At 67.7% G+C, this 21,824-nt stretch carries 19 protein-coding genes; 10 read left to right on the plus strand and 9 right to left on the minus strand.

Translation table 11 applies throughout. From position 1 onward, the window contains the following. Positions 1–48: 48 nt before the first annotated feature. Positions 49–924, plus strand: a complete 876-nt coding sequence (locus tag ACWEVR_RS12170) for a universal stress protein (RefSeq protein WP_452466964.1) — start codon at positions 49–51, stop codon at positions 922–924. Positions 925–1,012: 88 nt separating this feature from the next. On the opposite strand, the gene ACWEVR_RS12175 is transcribed toward ACWEVR_RS12170, so the two are convergent. Beyond that, positions 1,013–2,380: a wax ester/triacylglycerol synthase family O-acyltransferase gene (locus ACWEVR_RS12175; RefSeq protein WP_452466965.1), complete on the minus strand. Its 1,368-nt coding sequence runs from the start codon at positions 2,378–2,380 to the stop codon at positions 1,013–1,015. A 308-nt stretch (positions 2,381–2,688) separates the two neighbouring features. Between ACWEVR_RS12175 and ACWEVR_RS12180 the strand changes: the two genes are divergently transcribed. Next, positions 2,689–5,253 (plus strand): cation-translocating P-type ATPase, encoded by a 2,565-nt coding sequence (locus ACWEVR_RS12180; RefSeq protein WP_452466966.1) that lies wholly within the window; start codon positions 2,689–2,691, stop codon positions 5,251–5,253. A 76-nt stretch (positions 5,254–5,329) separates the two neighbouring features. Here the strand turns inward: ACWEVR_RS12180 and ACWEVR_RS12185 are convergent, their stop codons facing one another. The 3 genes from ACWEVR_RS12185 to ACWEVR_RS12195 all read right to left on the minus strand — a co-directional run bounded on the left by ACWEVR_RS12185 (position 5,330) and on the right by ACWEVR_RS12195 (position 8,094). Continuing rightward, positions 5,330–6,307 carry a hypothetical protein gene (locus ACWEVR_RS12185; protein ID WP_452466967.1) on the minus strand — a complete coding sequence of 326 codons (978 nt, stop codon included), beginning with the start codon at positions 6,305–6,307 and terminating at the stop codon, positions 5,330–5,332. 92 nt (positions 6,308–6,399) lie between these two features. Then, entirely contained in the window at positions 6,400–7,362 is a 963-nt protein-coding gene (locus tag ACWEVR_RS12190; protein WP_452466968.1) for an Acg family FMN-binding oxidoreductase, read from the minus strand. A gap of 69 nt (positions 7,363–7,431) precedes the next feature. After that, the gene (locus tag ACWEVR_RS12195; RefSeq protein WP_452466969.1) at positions 7,432–8,094 is read right to left on the minus strand and encodes a DUF2267 domain-containing protein; all 663 of its coding nucleotides are present in this window, start codon (positions 8,092–8,094) and stop codon (positions 7,432–7,434) included. A 325-nt stretch (positions 8,095–8,419) separates the two neighbouring features. On the opposite strand from ACWEVR_RS12195, the gene ppsA reads away from it, so the two are divergent. After that, positions 8,420–10,750 carry a phosphoenolpyruvate synthase gene (ppsA, locus tag ACWEVR_RS12200; protein ID WP_452466970.1) on the plus strand — a complete coding sequence of 777 codons (2,331 nt, stop codon included), beginning with the start codon at positions 8,420–8,422 and terminating at the stop codon, positions 10,748–10,750. Here the strand turns inward: ppsA and ACWEVR_RS12205 are convergent, their stop codons facing one another. The 3 genes from ACWEVR_RS12205 to ACWEVR_RS12215 all read right to left on the minus strand — a co-directional run bounded on the left by ACWEVR_RS12205 (position 10,751) and on the right by ACWEVR_RS12215 (position 13,055). Next, entirely contained in the window at positions 10,751–11,752 is a 1,002-nt protein-coding gene (locus ACWEVR_RS12205) for a zinc-binding alcohol dehydrogenase family protein (RefSeq protein ID WP_067487913.1), read from the minus strand. 116 nt (positions 11,753–11,868) lie between these two features. Next, positions 11,869–12,582: a sigma 54 modulation/S30EA ribosomal C-terminal domain-containing protein gene (locus ACWEVR_RS12210; protein ID WP_452466971.1), complete on the minus strand. Its 714-nt coding sequence runs from the start codon at positions 12,580–12,582 to the stop codon at positions 11,869–11,871. 215 nt (positions 12,583–12,797) lie between these two features. Next, complete coding sequence (locus tag ACWEVR_RS12215; protein WP_067488314.1) at positions 12,798–13,055, minus strand: SHOCT domain-containing protein; 258 nt, start codon at positions 13,053–13,055, stop codon at positions 12,798–12,800. A gap of 251 nt (positions 13,056–13,306) precedes the next feature. Here ACWEVR_RS12215 and ACWEVR_RS12220 point away from each other — a divergent pair, with 251 nt between their 5' ends. Both ACWEVR_RS12220 and ACWEVR_RS12225 read left to right on the plus strand, forming a co-directional pair. Continuing rightward, positions 13,307–13,561 (plus strand): hypothetical protein, encoded by a 255-nt coding sequence (locus tag ACWEVR_RS12220; protein WP_452466972.1) that lies wholly within the window; start codon positions 13,307–13,309, stop codon positions 13,559–13,561. Positions 13,562–13,661: 100 nt separating this feature from the next. Beyond that, the gene (locus ACWEVR_RS12225) at positions 13,662–14,318 is read left to right on the plus strand and encodes a hypothetical protein (RefSeq protein ID WP_452466973.1); all 657 of its coding nucleotides are present in this window, start codon (positions 13,662–13,664) and stop codon (positions 14,316–14,318) included. Here ACWEVR_RS12225 and ACWEVR_RS12230 read toward each other — a convergent pair. Continuing rightward, complete coding sequence (locus tag ACWEVR_RS12230; RefSeq protein ID WP_452466974.1) at positions 14,227–15,234, minus strand: HAAS signaling domain-containing protein; 1,008 nt, start codon at positions 15,232–15,234, stop codon at positions 14,227–14,229. The genes ACWEVR_RS12225 and ACWEVR_RS12230 overlap by 92 nt on opposite strands. A gap of 235 nt (positions 15,235–15,469) precedes the next feature. Between ACWEVR_RS12230 and ACWEVR_RS12235 the strand changes: the two genes are divergently transcribed. The 4 genes from ACWEVR_RS12235 to ACWEVR_RS12250 all read left to right on the plus strand — a co-directional run bounded on the left by ACWEVR_RS12235 (position 15,470) and on the right by ACWEVR_RS12250 (position 19,567). Beyond that, positions 15,470–16,429: an acyl-ACP desaturase gene (locus ACWEVR_RS12235; protein ID WP_452466975.1), complete on the plus strand. Its 960-nt coding sequence runs from the start codon at positions 15,470–15,472 to the stop codon at positions 16,427–16,429. Positions 16,430–16,557: 128 nt separating this feature from the next. Beyond that, the gene (locus ACWEVR_RS12240) at positions 16,558–17,538 is read left to right on the plus strand and encodes a 1-phosphofructokinase family hexose kinase (protein ID WP_452466976.1); all 981 of its coding nucleotides are present in this window, start codon (positions 16,558–16,560) and stop codon (positions 17,536–17,538) included. 94 nt (positions 17,539–17,632) lie between these two features. Then, complete coding sequence (locus ACWEVR_RS12245) at positions 17,633–18,553, plus strand: universal stress protein (protein WP_452466977.1); 921 nt, start codon at positions 17,633–17,635, stop codon at positions 18,551–18,553. Positions 18,554–18,646: 93 nt separating this feature from the next. Further along, the gene (locus ACWEVR_RS12250) at positions 18,647–19,567 is read left to right on the plus strand and encodes a universal stress protein (RefSeq protein ID WP_452466978.1); all 921 of its coding nucleotides are present in this window, start codon (positions 18,647–18,649) and stop codon (positions 19,565–19,567) included. A 21-nt stretch (positions 19,568–19,588) separates the two neighbouring features. On the opposite strand, the gene ACWEVR_RS12255 is transcribed toward ACWEVR_RS12250, so the two are convergent. Further along, positions 19,589–20,521 (minus strand): Acg family FMN-binding oxidoreductase, encoded by a 933-nt coding sequence (locus tag ACWEVR_RS12255; RefSeq protein ID WP_452466979.1) that lies wholly within the window; start codon positions 20,519–20,521, stop codon positions 19,589–19,591. 291 nt (positions 20,522–20,812) lie between these two features. Here ACWEVR_RS12255 and ACWEVR_RS12260 point away from each other — a divergent pair, with 291 nt between their 5' ends. Beyond that, entirely contained in the window at positions 20,813–21,772 is a 960-nt protein-coding gene (locus ACWEVR_RS12260) for an AurF N-oxygenase family protein (RefSeq protein ID WP_452466980.1), read from the plus strand. The last annotated feature ends 52 nt before the right edge of the window (positions 21,773–21,824 follow it).

A 21,824-nucleotide genomic window follows, 5' to 3' on the forward strand; every position in this document is an offset into this window, starting at 1 on the left:
CCACCCCGGTGCCCGGCGCACAGTGGCAGGAACAGAAAGGCGGTCCTTGTGCCCACTCCGCCCAACGCAAGTCCTCCGGTCGTGGTCGGCGTCGACGGCTCTGAGCAGGCAATTGTCGCGCTGCGCTGGGCGGTCGAGTACGCGATGCGACATCGCGCCCCACTGCAGCTGGTCACCGCGGTCGATACCCCCGTCGACTACGACTTCAGCCTGATCGCACCGATTTTCGATTACGAAGCACTGCACCATCACAGTGCGGCCGTCATCGCGGCGGCCTCGGCGCGAGCTGCCGAGTTCAGCGCGCCGACCCGCGAAATCACGATCTCGACGGCCAGTTTCGACGGCTCCGCCGTCGCCGCCCTGCTGCATCACGGTCGATCGGCACGTCTGCTGGTCGTCGGCAGCCGAGGTCTGGGTGCCCTGCGACGGACCGTGCTCGGGTCGGTCAGCACCGCGCTCGCCCGGCACGCGGACTGCCCGGTCGCGGTGATCCCGGAAACCGGGTTCGACGTCGATGCTCCGGTCGTGGTCGGAGTCGACGGCTCGGCCTGCAGCACCGATGCGATCGCGTTGGCCTTCGACGAGGCAGCGCATCGAGGCGTCCGGCTCGTCGCTGTCCACGCTTGGTCCCGGTCCTACCGCCAGCAAGCACACACCACCGTGCGAATCGCGGCCGAAGCGTTGCTTTCGGACGGCCTGGCGGACCACGCGGAAAGGTATCCCGAGGTGAAAGTTGATCTCATCGCGGTTGAGGACCGGCCGTCGCGGGCTCTACTGACCGCCGGAGCGGACGCGCAGCTGATCGTGGTCGGCAGCCACGGTCGCGGTGGGTTCGCCGGTATGTCCCTCGGCTCGGTCGCCCAGGCCGTGTTGCACGGCACGGATCGCCCCCTGATCATCGCCCGACCGCGGGGCGAGAACTGACGGTCCTTTTTCGCACAACCTCTCGCACCCAAGAGCGGTGGAGCGCGACGCGAAGACCGACGACCTGTTCGCATCACGAGAGTGCGCTCTACCCGACCGGATCCGAAGGGTGGCCTTCACCGCGATCTTGGGCCGGCGCCAACAGCTCGGCGATGCCGCACTCGATACCCTCTGCGAGCACATCGATGTCGGGAGTCGTGTCGTAGTCACCGGTGATCCCGAAGACGAGATGTTGCTGATAGCTCAGAATCGCGATCGTGGTACGCAGTCGCATCGCGATCGGGATACACGGCAAGATCTCCAGGACCGGACGCCCGATCAGGGCCAGCCGCCGTCTCGGGCCGGGAACATTCGTCGCCAGGGCCGCGACACTGCGCTGAGGGAAATGTCCCGCGAGTCGGAAAGCCCATGCGACGACCGCGTAGGGAAGCGATTCGGCCACCTCCAGCATCGATCGCTCGGCTTCGGCTTCCCCTCTGGCGCGGTGGTAGGTGACCCGGGCGTGGACCGCGGCGAGCCGTTCGACCGGGTCTGATACCTCGACGGGCAGATGCGGAATGATGGCCGACACACGGTTGTCCAGCGCATCGCCGACGGTACCCGGCCGGACCGAGATCGGAACCAGGATGCGCAGGCGCGCTATGCCCGGATCCTCGCCTCGCCGGAGCAGCAGGGTGCGATAGGCGGAGGTAACGGCCGCCAGAGCGACATCGTTGACCGACGCCGAGAACGCCGCACCGATCTCACGGACGTCGGTCAACGAAGTCCGGGCGACGACGTACCTTCGCTGCCGCCCGATGGGGCCGTTCAACGAAGACGAGCCGCTCGGCGCGACAGCGGCGCACACGACCGGTACGAGGCTTCGTATCGCCGTGATCGTGAAGCGGGGCGCCGTCACAGGTAAGCGCACGATCTTGGCCGCGAGAGCGAACCGACCGCGGTCCGGCACAGGCGAACTCGGCTCCGCCTCCGGTACGGAGCGATCCTCGGCCGGCTCGCACAGCCGCTCGAACAAAGAGATCCCCGAGATGCCGTCGACCATGGCGTGGTGGGCTTTCACGATAAGCGCCCATCGATCACCCGCCAGGTGTTCGACGACTACGCACTGCCACAACGGATGGTCACGGTCCAGGCGTTGCGCCAGCTCCGCGGCGATCACCTCGCGCAGAGCCGACTCGTCGTTCGGCTCCGGCAAAGCGATCCAGCGAACATGATGGGCCAGGTCGAAGTGTGGATCCGCCTCCCATACCGGTGCGGTCAGGTCCCATCGCGAACTTCGCACCCGCTCACGGAGACGATCCACGTGGTCGAGGCGACTCTGTAACCATTCGACGAATTCCGCCCGTGTCGGTGCGGGCCCGGCCACGATCGCCGCGGCACCGATCCCCAGACTGATATGTCGGTCGGTGTCCTCCAACTCCATGAATCCCCCGTCCAGGGGATGCAGCTCGCTCATCAGTCGACCTCACGATCGGTGTACGTGTCATTTCGCCAACGCGCATACAGTCGCGAGGCGCCACATCCATCCTCCGACGTGCCGACCGGAGCGGTCAGAGGCGATGGTCCGCGGCCGACGGTCCTGATCGCGTTCGTTCAGTGTGGCTTTGGTCCCCACGGTGCGGGCACCTCGGCCCTGCTCCTCTCCCCACGCGCAGGGCGACGCTAGTAGTCATGACATCGAAAACAGCCAGGCGGATGCCCGGCCCCGACCTCTCCGTTGTCACGGCCGCCGGCAGGCACCATGATCGGTGAACCGGGAACACGATGCTGCTCGACCCCGGCGCACGCGAGGTCGCGATGACCACGGTCGGCTACCGGGGACTGACATCTGCGGAAGCCGCCGTGCGCCATCGCCGTGACGGCGCCAACGCACTGCCGGCGACGCCTCCGCCGAATCGGATTTCGCAGTTCGCGGGCCAGTTGACCCACTTCTTCGCGGCCATGTTGTGGATAGCCGCCGCACTGGCGCTGATCGCCGGCATGCCGGCACTTGCCATCGCCATCGCCTGTGTGGTGATCCTCAACGGCATCTTCGCGTTCGTCCAGGAGTACCGGGCCGATCGGGCAGCTCAACGACTCCACGATCTGCTCCCGGTGACAGCGGCGGTACGACGCGATGGGCGCGTCGTCACCGTCGACTCGGACACCCTCGTGATCGGTGACCTCCTCGTCCTCGAAGCGGGCGATCGAGTCTGCGCCGACGCGACGATGCGGACCACTCGGCGTGTCGCCGTGGACGAATCGATGTTGACGGGCGAGGCGGAACCGGTGCCACGAGGTTCTGGCGAGCTCGTCCTGGCCGGCACCTACGTCGTGGCAGGCCAAGGTGAGGCCGAGGTTAACGCGATCGGGTCGGCCACCCGCCTGGCCACCCTGGCCGCCGCCACCGCTCGGGCGACCAGACCGCCGAGCCCATTGACTCGTCAGCTGCACCGGGTAGTGCGATTGGTCGCGCTCATCGCCGTCCTGGTCGGCGTGTCGTCGTTCGGTGTCTTCGCCGCTCTCGGACGGGACCTCCCCGAGAGCCTGCTGTTCTCGATCGGTGTCACCGTCGCCCTGGTTCCGGAGGGACTGCTGCCTACGGTCACGTTGTCTCTGGCAAGGGCGGCACAGCGCATGGCCGGGCAGAACGCTTTGGTCCGCAGGCTCGAGGCGGTCGAGACGCTGGGCGCGACGACCTTCATCTGCACCGACAAGACCGGCACCCTGACGCGCAATGAGATGCAGGTCGTCGAAGTATGGACGCCGCCAGGACCGGTGACCGTCGACGGAACCGGGTACAGCCCGGACGCCACCCTCACCGGAACCGCCGAGGCAATCGCGGCGACCAGGACGATGGCGGATTCCGCCGCGCGATGCTCCCCGGACGCCCGCGCGCAATTCGTGCACGCGAAGTGGGTGCCGATCGGCGACCCGATGGAAGTCGCCGTCCATGTTTTGGCCACCCGCACCGGCGCGGCCCCACCACCCGCTCCATGGCACCGCACACCGTTCGACACCCATACCCGCCGCGCATCCGTGATCGATGCCGACGGCGAGCACATTACCGGCGCACCGGAAGCAATACTGGCGCTCTGTGAGTCCGATACCGAAGATGCCACCGCCCGGGTAGCGGAGATGACCGCGCGTGGACTCCGAGTCCTCGCCGTCGCCCGCGCCGCGGACCCGGCCTCGACGCCACGCCTGCTCGGCGTCATCGGCCTCGAAGACCCACCACGCGCCGACGTCGCCACGGCGATCGCCGACTGCCGCAGTGCCGGCATCCGGGTGGCCATGGTCACCGGCGACCACCCCGGCACAGCAGCCGCGATCGCCGAGCAGGTCGGACTGTTCGGTCCGGACCGCCTCGTCCTGTCCGGGGCCGACCTCCCCGAGGACGACGGCCGGCTGGCGAGTTTGCTCGAGCGCGGCGGAGTGGTGGTCGCGAGGGTCGCACCCGAACAGAAACTGAGGATCGCCGCCGCGCTACAACGACGAGGGCATGTCGTCGCGATGACCGGCGACGGGGTGAACGACGGTCCCGCGCTACGCGCTGCCGACATCGGCATCGCGATGGGCGCCTCGGGTACCGACGTGGCGCGCGAGGCGGCCGACCTGGTTCTGTTGGACGACCATTTCGGCACCATCGTCGCCGCGATCCGGCTCGGCCGTGCGACCTTCGCCAACATTCGTCGGTTTCTCACTTATCACCTGACCGACAATGTCGCCGAACTCGCGCCGTTCGCGCTCTGGGCGGCGAGCGGCGGAACGATTCCACTCGGTTTCACCGTATTGCAGGTGCTCGCGCTCGACATCGGAACCGACATGCTGCCCGCTCTCGCGCTGGGCGCCGAGCCACCGAATCCGCGCACCATGTCCGGGCCGCCCAAGGCCGGCACGCTCATCGATCGCACGTTGTTGCGGCGGGTATTCGGTGTGCTCGGTGCTACCGAGGCCACCGTCGCCATGTGTGCGTTCCTCACGGTGCTGACTGTCGCGGGCTGGCGGCTGGGCGACGAGGTCGCCGCAGGCACTCTCGCGTCGGCGTCGGGCGCGCTGTTCGTCGCGATCGTCCTCGGCCAGCTGACCAACGCGTTCGCCTGCCGGAGTGAGACACGCTGGGTGGGAGCGACCGGATGGCGCGGGAATCCACTGCTGCTGACCACCGTCGCGATCGAGATCGCGCTGCTTGTCGTATTTCTGTGGGTACCACCAATTCCCGAACTACTCGGCGGCTCACCGCCGCCCGTGCTCGGATGGGTCCTCGCGGCCTGCGCGATACCTGCGCTCTTGGCGGCCGATACAGCGCACAAGATGCTGCGGCGCCGTCGGACAGGACCGCTGCCCTGATCGCCTGGTGTGAGTCACTGTGGGATCTACCACGTCACGCATCTTCCTCGCAGGCACGCACACTGCCGAGTGGACGCTATTGCCGAGGGCCCGCGCCCGCTGATTGCGCGGGCATGAGGAGCGCGATGAGGAACCGAGCTGTCACCGCGGCCATCACCGCAGCCATGACGCATCCGCCCGCCAGGCCGATAAGGATCACGAGCCCGAGCGACTGGCCCGGCTGCCACAGCGGAGTGGTGAGGGCGAAGAACGTCGCCAATCCGCTCGACCAGCCCAACGCGGTGCCGAGGATCCATCGATGCGCGCGCGCCACGAACCGCTTCAGCACGGTCCACTGCGCGATCCCGATCGACGACAACAGCGCCGCCACGCCGGACAGAACCAACGGCACCGATACCGCGACAGGCCACCGCGCCGCTGTGTCGCCGACCGATATCGCGATCAGCGCGATCGACCAGGCGACCGCGGCACCCATAGCGGTGGCGATCGTCCAGGTTCGCACCGGCAATCCGGGCAGCACCGACGCCAGCACCCGACCCTGGGCATACCCGAGAACGGCGCCTTCCACTGTTCCCGCTGCGAGCAGCGCCGCGACCGAGATACCGGGCGAGGCATCGCGGACCAGCACTCCGATCACCGCCGGAGCGGCGAAACCTACTGCCTCACCGGCTGTCACCGACACCATCCAGCGTCGCCAGAACGCGCTCGGCGCGCGCATGGCACGCGATTCGCGAGGGTCGACTCGGCGCGGGGACAATTCGATCACCACCAGGGGATCGTCCACCGGAACCGCACAGCGGGTGAAAATCTGCTGATAGTGGGCTGCGAGCTCCTCGTGTTCGAGCGAGCCCGGCCGGGCGACGTGAGCCACGCCGTTGACCCATCGGTCTCGTAGCCGTATCGACACCGGGTGAGGCGAGGTGAAATTGCGCCACCACTGCTTGGTGTCGGAGCGCGCCACCCGGATGACGGCGCGCTCCCCTACTCTGGCGTACGCCACGGGGAGCGCGATGCGACGCCCGGAGCGCCGCCCCCGGTAGCGCAGCTCGGCCATCGTAGGGCTGCACCGGGCTACGAACGGTATCCCCAGAGCCGAAAGCAGTAACGACGCGCCGACTCCGGGTGCTCGGAACTTCGTCGACACGCTCATGATCGGATCATCGGCGCACCGCCACGGACCTCGACATCCAGAACGCTGTCGACGGAGCGCCGCGGACTGCGCGGAGGCGCAGGCGTTCTTGCACTACCGATCCGGACCAATACCTGCGGGTGCGAGTGCCCCACGAGATCTGTCACCTTCGCGCGTGACGACGGCAGCTCCGTGACGTGAGAGACGGTGCAGGTGGACAGGTCGTGCACCGTGCATTCGAGCAGAATCGCCGACAGCGCGTACCCACAATCCAGCACGGCCTCCACCGAATCGCTCTCGGTCGACAGCACGACGACCTCGGCCGCGTCGTCGGCGACGCAATCCGGTGACGCGGCCGAACCGGCGGGGAACTCCCTGCCCAGCGGCACGCGGCCCCGGTCCGGAGCGGCAGGCAACCCGGCAGCGGGAACTCCATCACTGTTCCGTTCCGGGCCCGAGGTCCACCAGCTCAATTCGGCACCGTATTTCGGGTCGTATCGGCGTAGTCGCCAGGTGAGCTGCGAGATCCGCCGCAGCGCGTCGACACCGTCGCCATCCAGAAACGTCACCTTCGTGTGCGATCTGTCGCCGAGGAACTCCAAGATCTTCGGCGTCGTCACCCATTCGGGCGGGGGGTCCATGGGCATCCGGTCGCTGTATCGCCGGTCGATCGCCGCACCGAGCTCTCGGTCGGCTTCTCGGGGCTCGCACCAGTCCCTGGGTTCGATCGTCGCGATGTGGCCGCGCACGGTCGGCGACGGGAAGCGGGCGGTCCGCGTATCCCAACCCGCCGCCGCCCACGCGACCTCGCCGTGGTGCAACATCGCTCCGCAGCCGAGAATGCCCTCCCGGTTGAACGAGTCGGTGGCTGGCAGCAGCCGATCCCGATCGACGAGCAGCGCGGCCCGGGCGCCGTCCCAGCGCCATCGCCACGGTTGGCTGTTGTGCAACGACGGAGCCCGGGCCGCTCGCTCGTACACGGCTCGCACAGTCGCCAGGTCAGGTGTTCGTGTGATCCTCATCGGGGGCCCCGTTCCAGTCACCGGCCGTCATGCCGGTCCGCCGGTACCGATGCCACTCGCGAGCAGCAGATCATGCGCGTGGCGAGCGGATTCCGCGGTCCGTGTGGGGGTGTCCGGGTCGGTCGGCAGCTGTTCGAGTCCGTGCGACAGCGCCATGACCGCCTCGGTGAGCGTCGTCACGCGTTGCTCGAGTCGTGTCAAGCGATCCGGCTCTGGTTGTTCCTCGACATCGGGTGCCGGCAGCCGAAGCTCGCCCGCGATGTCGGATGTCGCCCCGTACAGCAGGCGGAACAGCATGATCGGCATCCCGGCGAAGACGCGCGGGAGCAGCCCGGGCGAGAATCGCGAGTCCAGCGCGTAGGTCACCGCCGCCACCACGGCGGGAACCTCTGCGGGCTCGATCCCGGCTTCGCGGGCGAATTGGGCGCAGAACTCCCGAATGCCGTGCCGCACCGGCAGATGGCTCGGCACCCAGTTCTCGAAGTAGACACCACGCAGCAGCTCGGGCAGCTGCGCGGACAGGTGCGCCGAACTGTCGGTCCCGATCCGATCACGCACCGTGTGCAACCACGCACGCAGTGCGCGAAGGGCGAACCGGCGATCATCGGTGTCGAGGCCGTCGGCTACGGCGCGCAGCCACACATGGGCGGTGTGGACCGTCGGGGCCAGTGGATCATGATGGTTCGACATGAAGTTTCTCCTGGTTGTCGACGCCGTCCCCCACGGCTTCACCTGCGAGGGGTGCACGAGCTACACCATCACCACGCTGTGCCGATGTAGCTGGGTGACCAACCTCGTTGTCGTCCACCCTGGGCGTGCTCGATAACTCCATCATCGGCGCCGGGGCCGGACCGACCCAGATCCGAAAGGCATCGCCGAGACGGCTGAAGGCCCTTTGTTCCGGCCGGGTCCGCTCGGGACCAATGCCCGTCACCACCCGGGACCTTCGACCGTATCGGCGGGTCCGGCTCCCGGCGAGGCTGGAAACCGACACCGAAGAGGAACGAGGACCGAAATGGGCGATTTCGTCGCAGAATTCAGGCAATTGCGGATCGAGGACGCTGATCGAGCCGGGGGCAAAGGCGCCAATCTCGGCGAACTCGTCGCCGCGGATCTGCCGGTGCCTGCCGGTTTCGTCGTGCTGGCCGCCGCGTACGAACACGCGATCACCGACAGTCCCGTCGGCACAGCACTCGGGCAACTCCACGATCGAGCTCTGGCCTCGGTGACAGACACCGCCCAGCTCGCCGACCTGTGCGAGAAGATGGCGGAGATGGTCCGCGCTGTCGACCTCGACGATATGGTCCGCGAGCCCGTCTCGTCGGCCTATGGCGCGCTCGGTGACGATATTCCGGTCGCAGTGCGTTCCTCGGCGATCGGCGAGGACAGCGCGGGCGCTTCCTTCGCCGGGATGAACGTGACCCGCACCAACATTCGCGGCAGGGACGCCCTGCTGGCCGCTGTGGTCGACTGCTGGGCCTCGCTGTTCAGCCCTCGGGTGCTGACCTACCGGGCCCGCCGTGGGATGCGCGGGCGACCGGCGATGGCCGTCGTCGTGCAGCGCATGGTCGATGCGAGAGCCGCGGGGGTCGCCTTCACCGCGGATCCCGCGACGCGGCGACGCGATCGTGTCGTCGTCGAAGCCGCCCGGGGATTGGGCGAGGTCGTCGTCTCGGGAGCGGTCGAGCCCGATACCTACCTACTCGACGCGGCGGGCCCGGACCTGCTGCGCACCCGGATCGGACGGCAGAGCTATGCGATCATGTCCGGGCCGGAAGGTGACCGTCGGGTCGAACTGGATGCCACCGACGCCGCCTCCCCGGTCCTGACCGACGAGCAGGCCCGGGCGGTCGCGCGGCTGGCGCTGTCGGTACAGGCCCACCTTGGCGGGATCCCCCAGGATGTCGAGTGGGTTTTCGACGACAAGGGTGTCCTCTGGATCGTGCAGGCGCGACCCATCACGACGCCGACCGAGGCCGCCACCTCGCCGAGTTCGCAATCCTCCAGCGACGCGGCCCTTGTCCAGGGCATCGGCGCGGCGCCCGGTGTGGCGTCCGGGCCCGTTCGCGTGCTGGCTTCGCCGGATCTCGGGCGGCTGCTGCGCGCGGGTGAGGTTCTCGTGGCGCCGATGACGAATCCGGACTGGCTACCGGCGTTGTCGCGAGCCGCGGCCGTGGTCACCGACAGCGGCGGCATGACGTGTCACGCCGCGATCGTGGCACGTGAACTGGGAATTCCCTGCATCGTCGGTGCCCGCACCGCCACCTCGGCTCTCGTCGACGGCACCCTGGTGACGGTCGACGGTTCCACCGGGCAGGTCAGGGCAGGAACCACCGACGTCCCGGCACCACGTCCGGCTGGACGCGTCGCACCGCACAGCTTCGCCACCGAGCCCACCGCGACCAAGATCTACGTCAATCTGGCCACTCCTGACGCGGCCGTCGCCGTCGCCGCGCAGGATGTCGATGGAGTCGGGCTGTTGCGCGCCGAAACCTTGCTGACCCGCGCGCTCGAGGGCCGCCATCCCCGAGATCTTCTCGCGCGAGGAGAACAGCGGCTCTTCATCGACCGGTTGAGCGAGTCGCTCGACCGGATCGCCACGCCGTTCGGCGCTCGACCGGTGGTCTACCGCACCACCGACTTCCGCAGCAACGAATTCCGCGCACTGCGCGGGGGCGAACGATACGAGCCCGTCGAACACAACCCGATGATCGGATACCGCGGCTGCTACCGCTACATCCGTGAGCCGGACCTGTTCGACGCCGAACTCTGCGCGCTGGCGCGCGCCCGCCAGGACAATCCCAATCTGCACGTGATGATCCCGTTCGTGCGCACCAAGTGGGAGCTGGAAGCGTGCCTGGAACTCATCGACGCCAGCGAGCTGGGTCTGCAACGCGGCCTGCACCGCTGGGTGATGGCCGAGGTCCCCTCGGTGCTGCACTGGCTCCCCGAATACGTCGGTCTCGGTATCGACGGTGTCTCCATCGGCAGCAACGACCTGACCCAGCTGATGCTGGGTGTCGACCGCGACTCCGAAGACTGCGCCGAGCTGTTCGACGAATCGGATCCGGCTGTGCTGGATGCCATTTCACGCATCGTCGGACTCGCACGGCGCCTTGGCATCACCTCGTCGCTGTGCGGTCAGGCGCCCTCGAACCGGCCGGAGTTCGCCGAACATCTGGTGCGCATGGGAATCACGTCGGTGTCGGTGACCCCGGATGCGGTCGCAGCGACCCGCCGGGTCGTCGCCTCCGCAGAACGCCGCGTCCTGCTCGATCACGCGCTCGCCGCAGACACTTCCCCGCGGACTGTCGGTCACGCGCCGCCGGCCGCCGGACGGACGTGATCAAGGCACCAGCACGGCCGCGCCGTCGAATCGGCCGAGCGAGAGGTCGAGCAAAGCGCGGTCAGCGTGCTCCAGCGGATAACGATGGGTCGAAACCCTCAGCCGGTAGTGCTCCGCCAGGCTGAGGAATTCCCGGGCTTGTGCTCGGGTGTTGGATGTGACGCTGCGAATCTGGCGTTCCCGGAACAGGTGTCGCTGATAGTTCAGCGGAGGGACGTCGGTGAGGTGGATTCCGGCGATCGCCAGCGTCCCCCCGGCGTCCAGCGCCTCCATCGCGGGCAATACCAGTTCACCGACGGGGGCGAACAGGATCGCGGAATCCAGCGGCTCCGGTGCCGGGTCGGCCGCACCCTGCACAGAAGCCGCGCCGAGCGCCGAGGCCAGCTCCCTGGCCGCCGGGTCTCTGGTCATCACATGGACGCGAGCTCCTCGCGCCAATGCGATCTGCGCGGTGAGATGGGCGCTACCGCCGAATCCGTAGATGCCGAGAACGCCGTTCGGCGGTACCTCGGCCCGCACCAGCGCGTGGTACCCGATCACCCCGGCGCACAGCAGCGGCGCAAGCTCCTCGTCGGAATAGCCGGCAGGCAATGGGAGCGCGAAGTCGACGGGGACCGCGGCGAATTCGGCGTATCCGCCGTCGGCGTCCCATCCGGTATAGCGCGACCGAGGGCACAGATTCTCCGCGCCACGCAGGCAGTATCGGCAGACCCCACAGGTGTGTCGCAGCCACGGGACACCCACCCGGTCACCGACCGCCACACCGCTGTATCCCTCCGGAACCGACACGACCTGCGCGACGACCTCGTGCCCTGGGGTCACCCCCGAACGGTGGACGGGTAGGTCGCCTTCGACCACATGCAGGTCGGTACGGCACACCCCGCAGGCAAGGACCCTGACCAGTAGTTCGTCGGCCATGGGTTCCGGCATCGGCTCCTGGCCGAACCGCAGCGGAACAGCGGACCCGATCGGGCCGGGACGGGCCACTCGCCACGCTCGCATCATCTCGCCGCTCCCTTCACGTTGCACCGCCGGTGTCCTGTCCACCCTGGCACGAAATACCACGGCCGCCGGGAAGTTGCCGTGCACACGCCGCGTCTGTATCCATCCGGGTCTTCTCAGCCGTCGCCGACGATCGACAACGAGGCGAGTCCCCCGTCGAATCGCCGGTACAGCAGCGCGCCCCGCCCGGACCCCAGGTCGTTGTAGAAGAGAAACGGGAGGCGGTGATCACAGATCCTGGCTGTGGCGGTGTGTTCATCGAGTATCGGAGCTGGATGTATATGCAGCGTCGGCACGGTCGGCCCTGTCGTCGAGAGCCCGTCCGGTGGCCGGAGATCGTGTTGCCGGGCAAGCCGCAAGCCCCACGGGCCGCCGCGGTAGACGATCGAGTCCTCGCCGGTCTCGCTGTCGGTGAAGAGGTGGACATCGTAGTCGAGTGCGTCCATCGTGCGGATCGCCGCGACCGGGGACAGCACTCGCGGCGTGATCCGTTTGCGTCGGACGAGCGGGCCCGGCACGAGCAGCGAAGGTCCCGCCGACGATCCAGCCGACCACGGGCGCGGTGCCCATCGTCGGGCATGCACGATCTGCCTGCGCAGCCGCGTCTCCACCGTGTCGGCGACGCGATCGGGGAAAGCCGTCGTCTGCATCCGGATCGCGACGCCGTCCAGCGCGAGGTTCACCTGCACCAGCAGTGGGCCGTCGCCGTCGTTCGGTCCGCTCACCCGGATCCGCACATGCCGGTCGGCACCGTGATCTCGCAGGGTGCGGCCGACGGTGGTGCCCAACCGCGCGACATCGGCTCCGGGCACGGCGCCACGAACGCTCACCGTCGCCCCGGGGACAAGGAGAAATCGTGACAAGATATCCGACGAATGCACCACCAGGCCTGACCTTTCCGCTCAGCAGCCACGTCGGCATCGAGCGTCCCTACACTCACCGCCGGGCCTGCAACCGGGAAAGTGCCGAAGGTCCTCGCCGGAACGGTCGCTTGTCCCTGATATGCGAGGAATTACGCCGGGGTGGCATCGGACGCTGCCACGGATCACTGCCGGGTGACCGAGCGCAACACCGACAACCGATCCGCGTACTCCTTCGCATCGATCTCTCCTCGGGCGAAGCGTTCCGCCAGAACGTGCTCGGGGCCCGGCGGTACCGGGTGCGCGCGGCGTTCGCTGTCCGCGCGGAACAGGTACCGCAGGGCAAGCAGGAACCCAGCCATCAGCAGACCCCAGAACAGGATCATTCCGAAACCCATCCAGACGTAGCCCCACCCATTGACATCATGCTCGTACCAGTACATTTCATGCCTCCTCCGGCGGTTCACACCGCGCGAGATCGCGGTGTGCCGACAGTGCAACCATGGCCCGTCCGGACCGGGCGGGGTAAGGGCCGACGGACACCATCGCGGAGTACCAATTGCCCCCAGATGACCTTGGTCGAAACCCTTCGGGACCAACGCCTCTCACGGTGAACCAGGCGGCGAAGAGACAGTGTGTCGACAGACCTCGGAAACGATGTCCAGGTCTGATGAGACACATCGGAGGAATCACCGTGAGCGACAGCACTTCCAGCGCCGCCTACCACAGCAAGCCGGGCGAGAGCCTCGCCGACCCGTACAACATTCCCGGGATTCTGCTCTTCTTCACCGGAATCGTCGGGCTCGCCTCGACATTGACCGCGGCCGGCTACGGGTTCGGCGGCTGGACCACACTCGGAGCGATCGCGACGGCATTGAGCTTCACCGGGAGCATCGCCGTATTCGTTCTCGAACACGAGCGGCTGCGCAGGCTCGCCGCCCGACGCTGAGGACACGTCGTCGGATCACCACCCGTCGCCCCGCGCAAGCGGAAAGGACCGCCATGTCCGACACCGACATCGCCCTCGGTGCCTTGCCGAAAGCACCGTCATGAGCACGACGGTGGCACACCTGCTCCTTGTCGTCGCCGTCGTGTTCACGGTCAACTTGCTGCCGGCGTTCGGGCCACCGAATGCGGTGCTCGTGGTGTTCTTCGGGCTCAACTGGAACCTTGACCCGGCCCCGCTCGTCGTGTGCGCCGCTGTCGCTTCGGGTGCGGGGCGTTACGTCCTCGCCGCAGTCACCCGTCGCGCCGGTGGCCGTCTCGGCCCGCGGCGCAGAGCCAATCTCCGCGCCGCCAGTGACTATCTCACCGGTCGTCGTGGCCGCAGAATCACCACGATCGGGGTCTTTCTCGTCTCCCCGCTACCGTCGGCGCAGATGTTCGAGGCGGCCGGGCTGATGGGTCTGCGCCTGTTTCCGCTGACCACCGCGCATATCGAGGGAAGGATAGTGAGTTTCTCGCTGTACATCAGCGCCGCCGAGGTCGCCGAGCGCAGTCTCGGCGAAACTCTGACCTCCTCGCTCACCACGCCCTATGGCATCGCCGTGCAGATCGCGTTTCTCGCCGGTGTCGTCATGCTCACGCGGATCGACTGGACCGAGTATCTCCCGGTCACACCCGCACATCGAGCACCGAGCCACCGGCTCGGCGACCACCGTCCAGGTCGCCCTGACGATGGCCGAGATACCGCCGCGCGGCTGTGACGATTGCGGTGGCGCAGACCAGAATCACCGCGACAGCACCGATCCCGATGCCGATATCGACAGCCCTGACCACATCACCGTCCTCGCCGCGCAGGTCGGCGAGGAAGACATCGGAGAAGTAGGGCCGGTGCACCAGGACTGCCGCCGCCGTAGCGATGGCGAGCAGATCGGCCGCGATCGACAGCACGGTGACCGCTAAGGTCCACGCGCGGACGAGCAGCTGCGCGCCGGCGACCGCGATCCACAACACGGCCACCACCACCACCGCGGGCAACAGCCGCGTCACCACACCCGAGTCCAATCCCCCCACCACGTCCGCGAGAAACGGCGGAGCCAGCGCCGGGAAGAAGCACAACGCGACGGTCAACACGATGAGCGCGAAAACCAGATCACCCACGGCGTCACCGAGCGGGATCTCTCGCCCGTGCGGCACAGGGGGCAGGTCGTCCGGTCGCCATGTATACAAGACCGTGCTCGGCGCGACGCGTTCGATCACCGCGAAGACGACCGTCACCCAGAAGGCCGCATAGACGGCGCCGGCGAACGCGGATGTCAGACCGTCTCGGAGGACATCGATGACAGTCGGCGCGGCTTCTCCGCCGAGGGCGGCCGTCAGCAGACTCACACCGCCCGCGACAATCGCTATCGCCCGCACAGCCGGCCACAAGACCCTCAGATACGTGTCGTACAGGTGAGGTCCGATCAGCTGGCGCGGCGCGCCGCGAAAGCGTCGAGCTCGATCCTCGGGCGCACCCAATTCGGAAAGCACCGCGCGTACGGGACGTGCGGGCACCTCCTCGGCGATTCTGGTGCGCAATTCGGCCGCGACCGTGCCGCGGCTCCCGCGCGGGATGTGAGCGAGCACCGCGTATACATAGCGGTCGATCAACTCGCGGTCGGACGCTGTACCTGACACCGGTACTCCTCTCCATTACCCCTGATCAACAGACTCCTCGACTCGCGACGAGCCTGTCGTTGTTGTGATGAGACCAAACCGGCAGAGCGAGGCGTAGAGCCTGAAGCCCCTCCACCGTGGGTCTTTCAGCTCTACGAGCCACCGACGCCGTGGTGGTGAGGTAAGGCGGCCCCGACCGGCCCGCCGCCACCGTCGGGCATCCATCTCGTCCAGAGCAGAAGGGCAGACGACCGCCGTGCATCGTGACCTGACACAGCGAGAGATCCTCAACGAACTGGAACCGGTCGCCGAGAGCTGCCTCAACAGTCATCTCGGCATGAGCAAGGACTGGCAACCGCACGACTACATCCCCTGGGACAAAGGGCGCAACTTCGCCATGCTCGGCGGGACCGACTGGGACCCCGACCAATCCACGCTCAGCGATGTCGCCAAGGCGGCGATGATCACCAATCTGCTCACCGAGGACAACCTGCCGTCCTATCACCGCGAGATCTCCCAGAACTTCTCCCGCGACGGCGCCTGGGGCACCTGGGTCGGCCGGTGGACCGCGGAGGAGATGCGGCACAGCACGGTGATCCGTGACTATCTGGTGGTCACCCGAGGCGTCGATCCCGTTCGGCTCGAATCGGCACGGATGATGCACATGACCAACGGGTTCACGGCGGGGTCGGACGCGGCCGAACTCGACAGCGGTGCCGGCCTGCTGTATTCGGTGGCCTACGTCAGTTTCCAGGAACTGGCCACTCGGGTCACCCATCGCAATACCGGAAAGGTCTGCGCCGACGCCATCGCCGACAGAATGCTGCAGCGGATCGCCGCCGACGAGAACCTGCACATGATCTTCTATCGCAGCGTCTGCGCGGCCGCTTTGGATCTCGTACCCGACCAGGCGATCGAAGCGATCGACACCATCGTCTGCAATTTCCAGATGCCCGGCGCCGGTATGCCCGACTTCCGCCGCCACGGCGTGCTGATGGCCAAGCATGGAGTCTACGACCTGCGTCAGCATCTGGAAGAGGTACTGAATCCCGTTCTGCGGCAGTGGAATGTCTTCCAGCGTAACGACTTCACCGCGCGCGGCGAGCGGGCCAGGGAGCACCTGGCCGGCTTCCTCGACGACCTGGCGACGGTCAAGATTCCCCGGTTCGAGGAGCAGCGCGATCGGGCGCTCGCCCGGGACCGGGCGCGAGCTTGACATAGGGTCGAACCGCGCGGCAGCCGATCCTTCGCTGTTCGAGACCGCGGACGCAGGCGACCAACGGCGAGCCCGGCGAGGACATTCGGCACTGCCGGGACCGTCGCCTGTCGCGACATGCTGGCGCCATGGACCCCATCACGCATCCGGTACCGATCACGACCTTCACCATCAATCCCACAGTGGACCTCTCTGTCGAGGTCGAGTGCTTGCGGCCCGAGGGAAAGTCCCGCGCACGACTTTGCTCGATCAGCGGTGGGGGCGGTGGCCTCAATGTGGCGCGCGGTGTGCGTCGTCTGGGCGGTACGGCCCTGGCCCTGCACACCGCGGGACGAGAAGTGGGCGCGCGGTTGAATCGGCTGCTCGACGACGAAGGCATCGCGCACCTTCCCATCGAGATCGGCGAGGACACGCGTGAGGCCTTCGTCGTCGCGGAGCGGGAGTCGGGCAGAAGCTACCACGTCGTACCTGCGGGACCGACGTTGTCCGCCGCCGAGGAGCGACAGAATCTCGAGATGATCGCCGAAACCGCCCGGCATTGCGACTATTTCGTGCTGTCGGGGAGCGCGACGCCTGGCCTGAGTGCGGGATTCGGTGCCGCGGTGGCGCGGGAGGTCGCCGCCGCGGGCGCCGCGCTGATCGCCGACATCGCGGGCACGCAGCTGACAACGATGCTGGCCGAGCGCGTTTTTCTGTTGCGGCTGGATCGAGTCGAAGCCGCCGCTTTGATCGGCCGCCCGATCACCGGGTACGACGACGCCTGCGCGGCCAATGCTCTGCTGCTCGAGCGTGGCGCCTGCGAGTACGCGATCACCACGGTCGGCGCCCTCGGCGCTGTGTGCTCCGACAGCGGCGGCCACCAGGTGATAGCGGCGCCGGTCCTCACCGCGCCGCCACGTAGCGACGCGTGTGCCGGTGACAGCCTGGTCGCGGCGATCACCCAACGCCTGACCGAAGGCGCCGAGGTGGCACAAGCCTGCGTACTCGGGGTGGCCGCGGCGGCTGCCACGGTCATGCTGCCGGGTACCGACGTCTTCGAGTCCGCGACCGTGGAGACACTCGCTGCCCAGATCCGCCCTGTGCCGGCGACCGGCTCGACAACCGGATGACGCCGCCGTCGACCGGAGGCACTGTGCCGAAAGTCCCGGCTGTTCGGGCACTGCTGCCCTGCCGGTTGTCGCGCCTGACAGCCACCCTGAGGATATGAGCGAGATCACCACCGACGAGCACAACCGACAGCCGGCCACATCCGCGCCCGTGATCGTCGGCGTCGACGATTCTTCGACGGCGATCCGCGCGGCACAGTGGGCCGCGGTGGTCGCCGACGCCCGGAAGGCACCGTTGCAACTGGTCCATGTCGCCGAGCGCGATGCCACCGTATCGGCGAGCGGGCAAATCCTGGACAACGCCCGTCGCGCGGTTCTCGAGCGATGGGCGCGGACTTCGTCGGCCCCGGCGCCGAGGATCAGCACCGTCGTGCTCTCCGGGGATCCGGCAACCAGACTGCTCGGCTTGTCGACGCGCGCCTGCGAGGTAGTCGTCGGTAGCGGGTGCCGAGGCACGATTACCCGATCAATACTCGGTTCCGTGGCGACCACGCTCGCGGCGGCCTCGAATTGTCCTCTCGCGGTGATCCGGCCGCCGACCAGCGCAGCTGCGGCGGTCGGGCCGGTGCTGGTAGTCGTCACGGCCACAGACAGCGCCGTCTCCCCGGCACTGTCGGCCGCGATGCGTGCCGCCGCCGAACGCCACTGCGAGGTGCTGGTCGTCATGGTCACCCGACCGACCGCACGGGTAGCCACGCCTCGACTCGAGGACCACGTCGCAGCGCTCCTGGCCGAGCACGAACGAGACTTCCCCACTGTGCGGACCAGGCTGGTCACCTACTTCGGACATACCCGAACCGCGATAGAGAAGTTCTCTGCTACAGCGCAATTGGTTGTCACCACCCGGCAGCGCAGACAATTCTGGCCACTGCTGAGCGGAGCCACCTACTCGGCCCTCCAGCACACGCGGTGCGCGGTCCTCGTAGTCCCCGAACAGCCGTCGAATTCGACCACGATGGAGCGTTTCCGCTTCCGGCTGCCCAACCGCGACCTGCCGGCCGAACAGACGATCGGCTGAGCCTGTCGCTCTGGATCGCCCGGCCGCCGCATCGCGGAGTCGGTGCCGAACCTCGACAACATCCGACAGTTCGACCACGGGAAGAGACCTGACATGACCGAGAACCAGACCGGCGCCGACCAGCGCTCGCACGTCGCACCGATCGTGGTCGGCACCGACGGATCGGAAGCCGCGGGGCTGGCGGTCCGCTGGGCGGCCGAGACCGCCGCCGCGAGCGCGCGACCGCTGCGCATCGTGCACGCCGCCGATCTCACTGCCGCGCAAATCCTGCTCGACCCCTACGACCTGCCGCTGAGCTCGGTCACCGAAGCGATGCGGGAATTCGGTGCCGACTGCCTCCGTGCGGCGAAATCGCAGGCGGTAGCCATCGATCCGGCATTGGACATCGAAACCGCCATCGTCGACGGCACCGCGGCGCCGGTGCTGGTCGAGGAATCCGCTACCGCGCACTCGACGGCTGTCGGTGCTGTGGGCCTCAGTGGTGGTGGGCTTTTCGGGTCGACCGTTCTCGCTGTCGCCGCGCACGGACACGGTTCGGTGGTCGTGGTGCGCGACACGGCTCCCGTGCGGCCGAGCACAGGCGCGAGACCGGTAGTCGTCGGTGTCGACGACAGCGAGCACAGCCGCGCCGCGGTGGCCGCCGCCTTCGCCGAGGCCGACGAGCGCCGGACCGACTTGGTCGTCGTGCACTCCTGGAGTGACCTGCGGTTCGGATGGTTCGCCGGGCTACCAGACGTTCTGGCCGACGGTCGCGCCCGTGCCGACGCGCAGGAGTTGATCGACGAACAACTCGCCGGCTGGCAGGACAAGTACCCCGCCGTCTCGGTCACACGCGAGACCTTCGTGTCGGGGCCGGCTCACCATTTGATCGAGTGGTCGTCGTCGGCACAGCTCCTCGTCCTCGGCAACCGAGGCCGCGGCGGGTTCGATGGGTTGCGGCTCGGTTCGACCACGAGTGCGCTGATCCAGTGCGCTCGCTGCCCCGTCATGGTGGTGCATCCACGCATTCGCTGAGGACCAGGGGCAGTAATCGCCCTAGGGAAGTATCAGGTCCTCGACCGGGCGACGAGGCGGGATCTCCAGTGCTTCGTCGGTATCCGGTGCCCATCCCACGCGGAAGAGCGCTTGGGGAAACAGCGGGCCGCCCACTGCTTCGGTCCGGAAGAAGCTCCGTAGCGACTCGAGCGGTTGGGCGAGCAAACACGTGGCCAGACCGATATTGGTCGCCGTCAGCAGCACCGCACTGATCGCCTCGCCCGCACGCAACCGCGACACCGCATCGTCGGTGGGTGTACCGACGACGAAGAACTCGGCATAGTCGACGAATCCCCCATCCAGGCTCTGCACGGAATCGGTTTCGAACGGCGACCAACGCGGTGAATCCCCGATGAGTCCCTCGCCGTGCACGCTCGGGTCCCGCCGAAGAGCAAGCGCGGGCCGGCTTTCGCAGGGCACCTTCGGGCGAGGCGTGCCCGCGTAGGCGGCGAGGCATTCACGGTCGCTGTCGGAGACAAGGCGCACGACGCCACCCAATGCCGCCGCGCGCTCACGGAACAAGCTCAGGTACCCACCGGGTATCGGCCGCATCGGGTAAGGGCGGTGATCGCTGCGTCGCTCGATGATCGCCTCGCGTAGCGATCGCTCCAGCATCGTGGGGCGATGCGGCACGAACCGAAGCGATGCGAGCAGCTCGGGTCGGGCGCCATCCGGTAGCCGGTGGACCACCGTGGCCCACCCGGCCGCCGCGAAGGCGACATTCAGGTGGTGAAGTGCCATGCCACAGCTGAGCACCGCGTCGCGCGAATCCGGGTCGGTCGCGTACGGCGAGAACAGCCGGTCGAGGTACAGATGGACAGCACCGTCGGTCACCCGCCACCGCCACGGCTGGGTATCGCGCCGGGACGGCGCACGCCCAGCGAGCGTCAGTGCCGCGATCACGGTGCGGCGGTCGGGCATTCCGGGGGCCATTGATCGTCCTTTCGTCTGCGTATCCCACGGTGCCACCGCGCCCCGGGACGTGGTTAGAGCACGAAGACACCGCCCGCGATGACTTCGGACCGATATCGGTGCGCCGAGTACCGCACCGGGCCACATTCGATCCGCTGACGTTACGGAACCGCCCAGGGCCCAAAGACCTTCTCACCAGGGACCGAAGCCCTCGACGGTGTTGCCTTTCGGAGCGTTGGCACGACCACACAAACATGCAACTCTCAGTAACACATATTTGCGGCATCGCAGCCGCCGAGCCCTGGGAGTGACATGACCAGCGAGCAAACCTTCGACGAAACCATGCAGACGCTCTCCGAAGCGTCCGTCACGGCGCATTTCGACGCCTTCACCGACATCGCCTGGGACGACCCCGATTACGAGATCTCCTGGAGCGACCCCCGCTGGGTGCTGCCCGCCGTCGATCCACTCGGCAGGCACCCCTGGTACCGGGCCCTTCCCGTCGAGCGGCAGATCCAGATCGGCATCTGGCGCCAGGCCAACGTCTGCAAGGTCGGGCGCACCTTCGAGGAGATCCTGATCGGCGGGATCATGGCGTTCGCGATCACCCTTCCCAACGGCAGACCCGAATTCCGCTACATCACCCATGAGGCGACCGAGGAATGCCACCACACGCAGATGTTCCAGGAGTTCGTCAACCGTTCCGGGGCCGATGTGCCCGGGGCGCGCCGGCTGTTCCGTCGAGCGGGGCCGTTCATCTCGCTGGCCGGTCAGTTCACGCCGGCACTGTTCTGGGCCGGAGTGCTGGCCGGCGAGGAACCGATCGACCACATCCAGAAGGCCTACCTCCGGTCCGATGTCGAGTTGCATCCGCTGATCGAGCGGATCATGCAGATCCACGTCGCCGAGGAAGCGCGTCACATCTCCTTCGCGCATCGCTATCTGCACGAGACCGTCGCCACCTATCGGCCCGTCCGCCGACTACTGCTGTCGCTGGCCTTCCCCCTCATCATGCGAGTGTTGTGTGACGTCATCGTGATCCCGCCGAAGGAGATGACCGAGGAGCTCGGCATCTTGAAAAACGTTATCCGCGAGGCGTTCTGGAACCACGCGGAGTCCGCCCGGCAACTGCGGGACGTCTTCGCCGATGTCCGCGCACTGGCGACGGACGCCGGACTGATGAACCCCCTCGCCCGGCACTTGTGGCGGTTGCTCGGCATCGACGGCCCGGTTTCGCGATACCGCAGCGAACCCGCCCGCCGGTCGGCCTGAAACCCCCCGCGAACAGGTCACCCACCGTTGCCTCGACGGGGGGCCGTCACGC

This window comes from Nocardia sp. NPDC003979 (assembly GCF_053605015.1).

Coding starts and splice junctions, on each gene's coding strand:
- ACWEVR_RS12175 (WP_452466965.1), bottom strand. CDS start 2,380: ATGAGCGAGCTGCATCCCCTGGACGGGGGATTCATGGAGTTGGAGGAC.
- ACWEVR_RS12180 (WP_452466966.1), top strand. CDS start 2,689: ATGCTGCTCGACCCCGGCGCACGCGAGGTCGCGATGACCACGGTCGGC.
- ACWEVR_RS12185 (WP_452466967.1), bottom strand. CDS start 6,307: ATGGCCGAGCTGCGCTACCGGGGGCGGCGCTCCGGGCGTCGCATCGCG.
- ACWEVR_RS12195 (WP_452466969.1), bottom strand. CDS start 8,094: ATGTCGAACCATCATGATCCACTGGCCCCGACGGTCCACACCGCCCAT.
- ppsA (WP_452466970.1), top strand. CDS start 8,420: ATGGGCGATTTCGTCGCAGAATTCAGGCAATTGCGGATCGAGGACGCT.
- ACWEVR_RS12205 (WP_067487913.1), bottom strand. CDS start 11,752: ATGCGAGCGTGGCGAGTGGCCCGTCCCGGCCCGATCGGGTCCGCTGTT.
- ACWEVR_RS12215 (WP_067488314.1), bottom strand. CDS start 13,055: ATGTACTGGTACGAGCATGATGTCAATGGGTGGGGCTACGTCTGGATG.
- ACWEVR_RS12225 (WP_452466973.1), top strand. CDS start 13,662: ATGAGCACGACGGTGGCACACCTGCTCCTTGTCGTCGCCGTCGTGTTC.
- ACWEVR_RS12240 (WP_452466976.1), top strand. CDS start 16,558: ATGGACCCCATCACGCATCCGGTACCGATCACGACCTTCACCATCAAT.
- ACWEVR_RS12245 (WP_452466977.1), top strand. CDS start 17,633: ATGAGCGAGATCACCACCGACGAGCACAACCGACAGCCGGCCACATCC.
- ACWEVR_RS12250 (WP_452466978.1), top strand. CDS start 18,647: ATGACCGAGAACCAGACCGGCGCCGACCAGCGCTCGCACGTCGCACCG.
- ACWEVR_RS12255 (WP_452466979.1), bottom strand. CDS start 20,521: ATGGCCCCCGGAATGCCCGACCGCCGCACCGTGATCGCGGCACTGACG.
- ACWEVR_RS12260 (WP_452466980.1), top strand. CDS start 20,813: ATGACCAGCGAGCAAACCTTCGACGAAACCATGCAGACGCTCTCCGAA.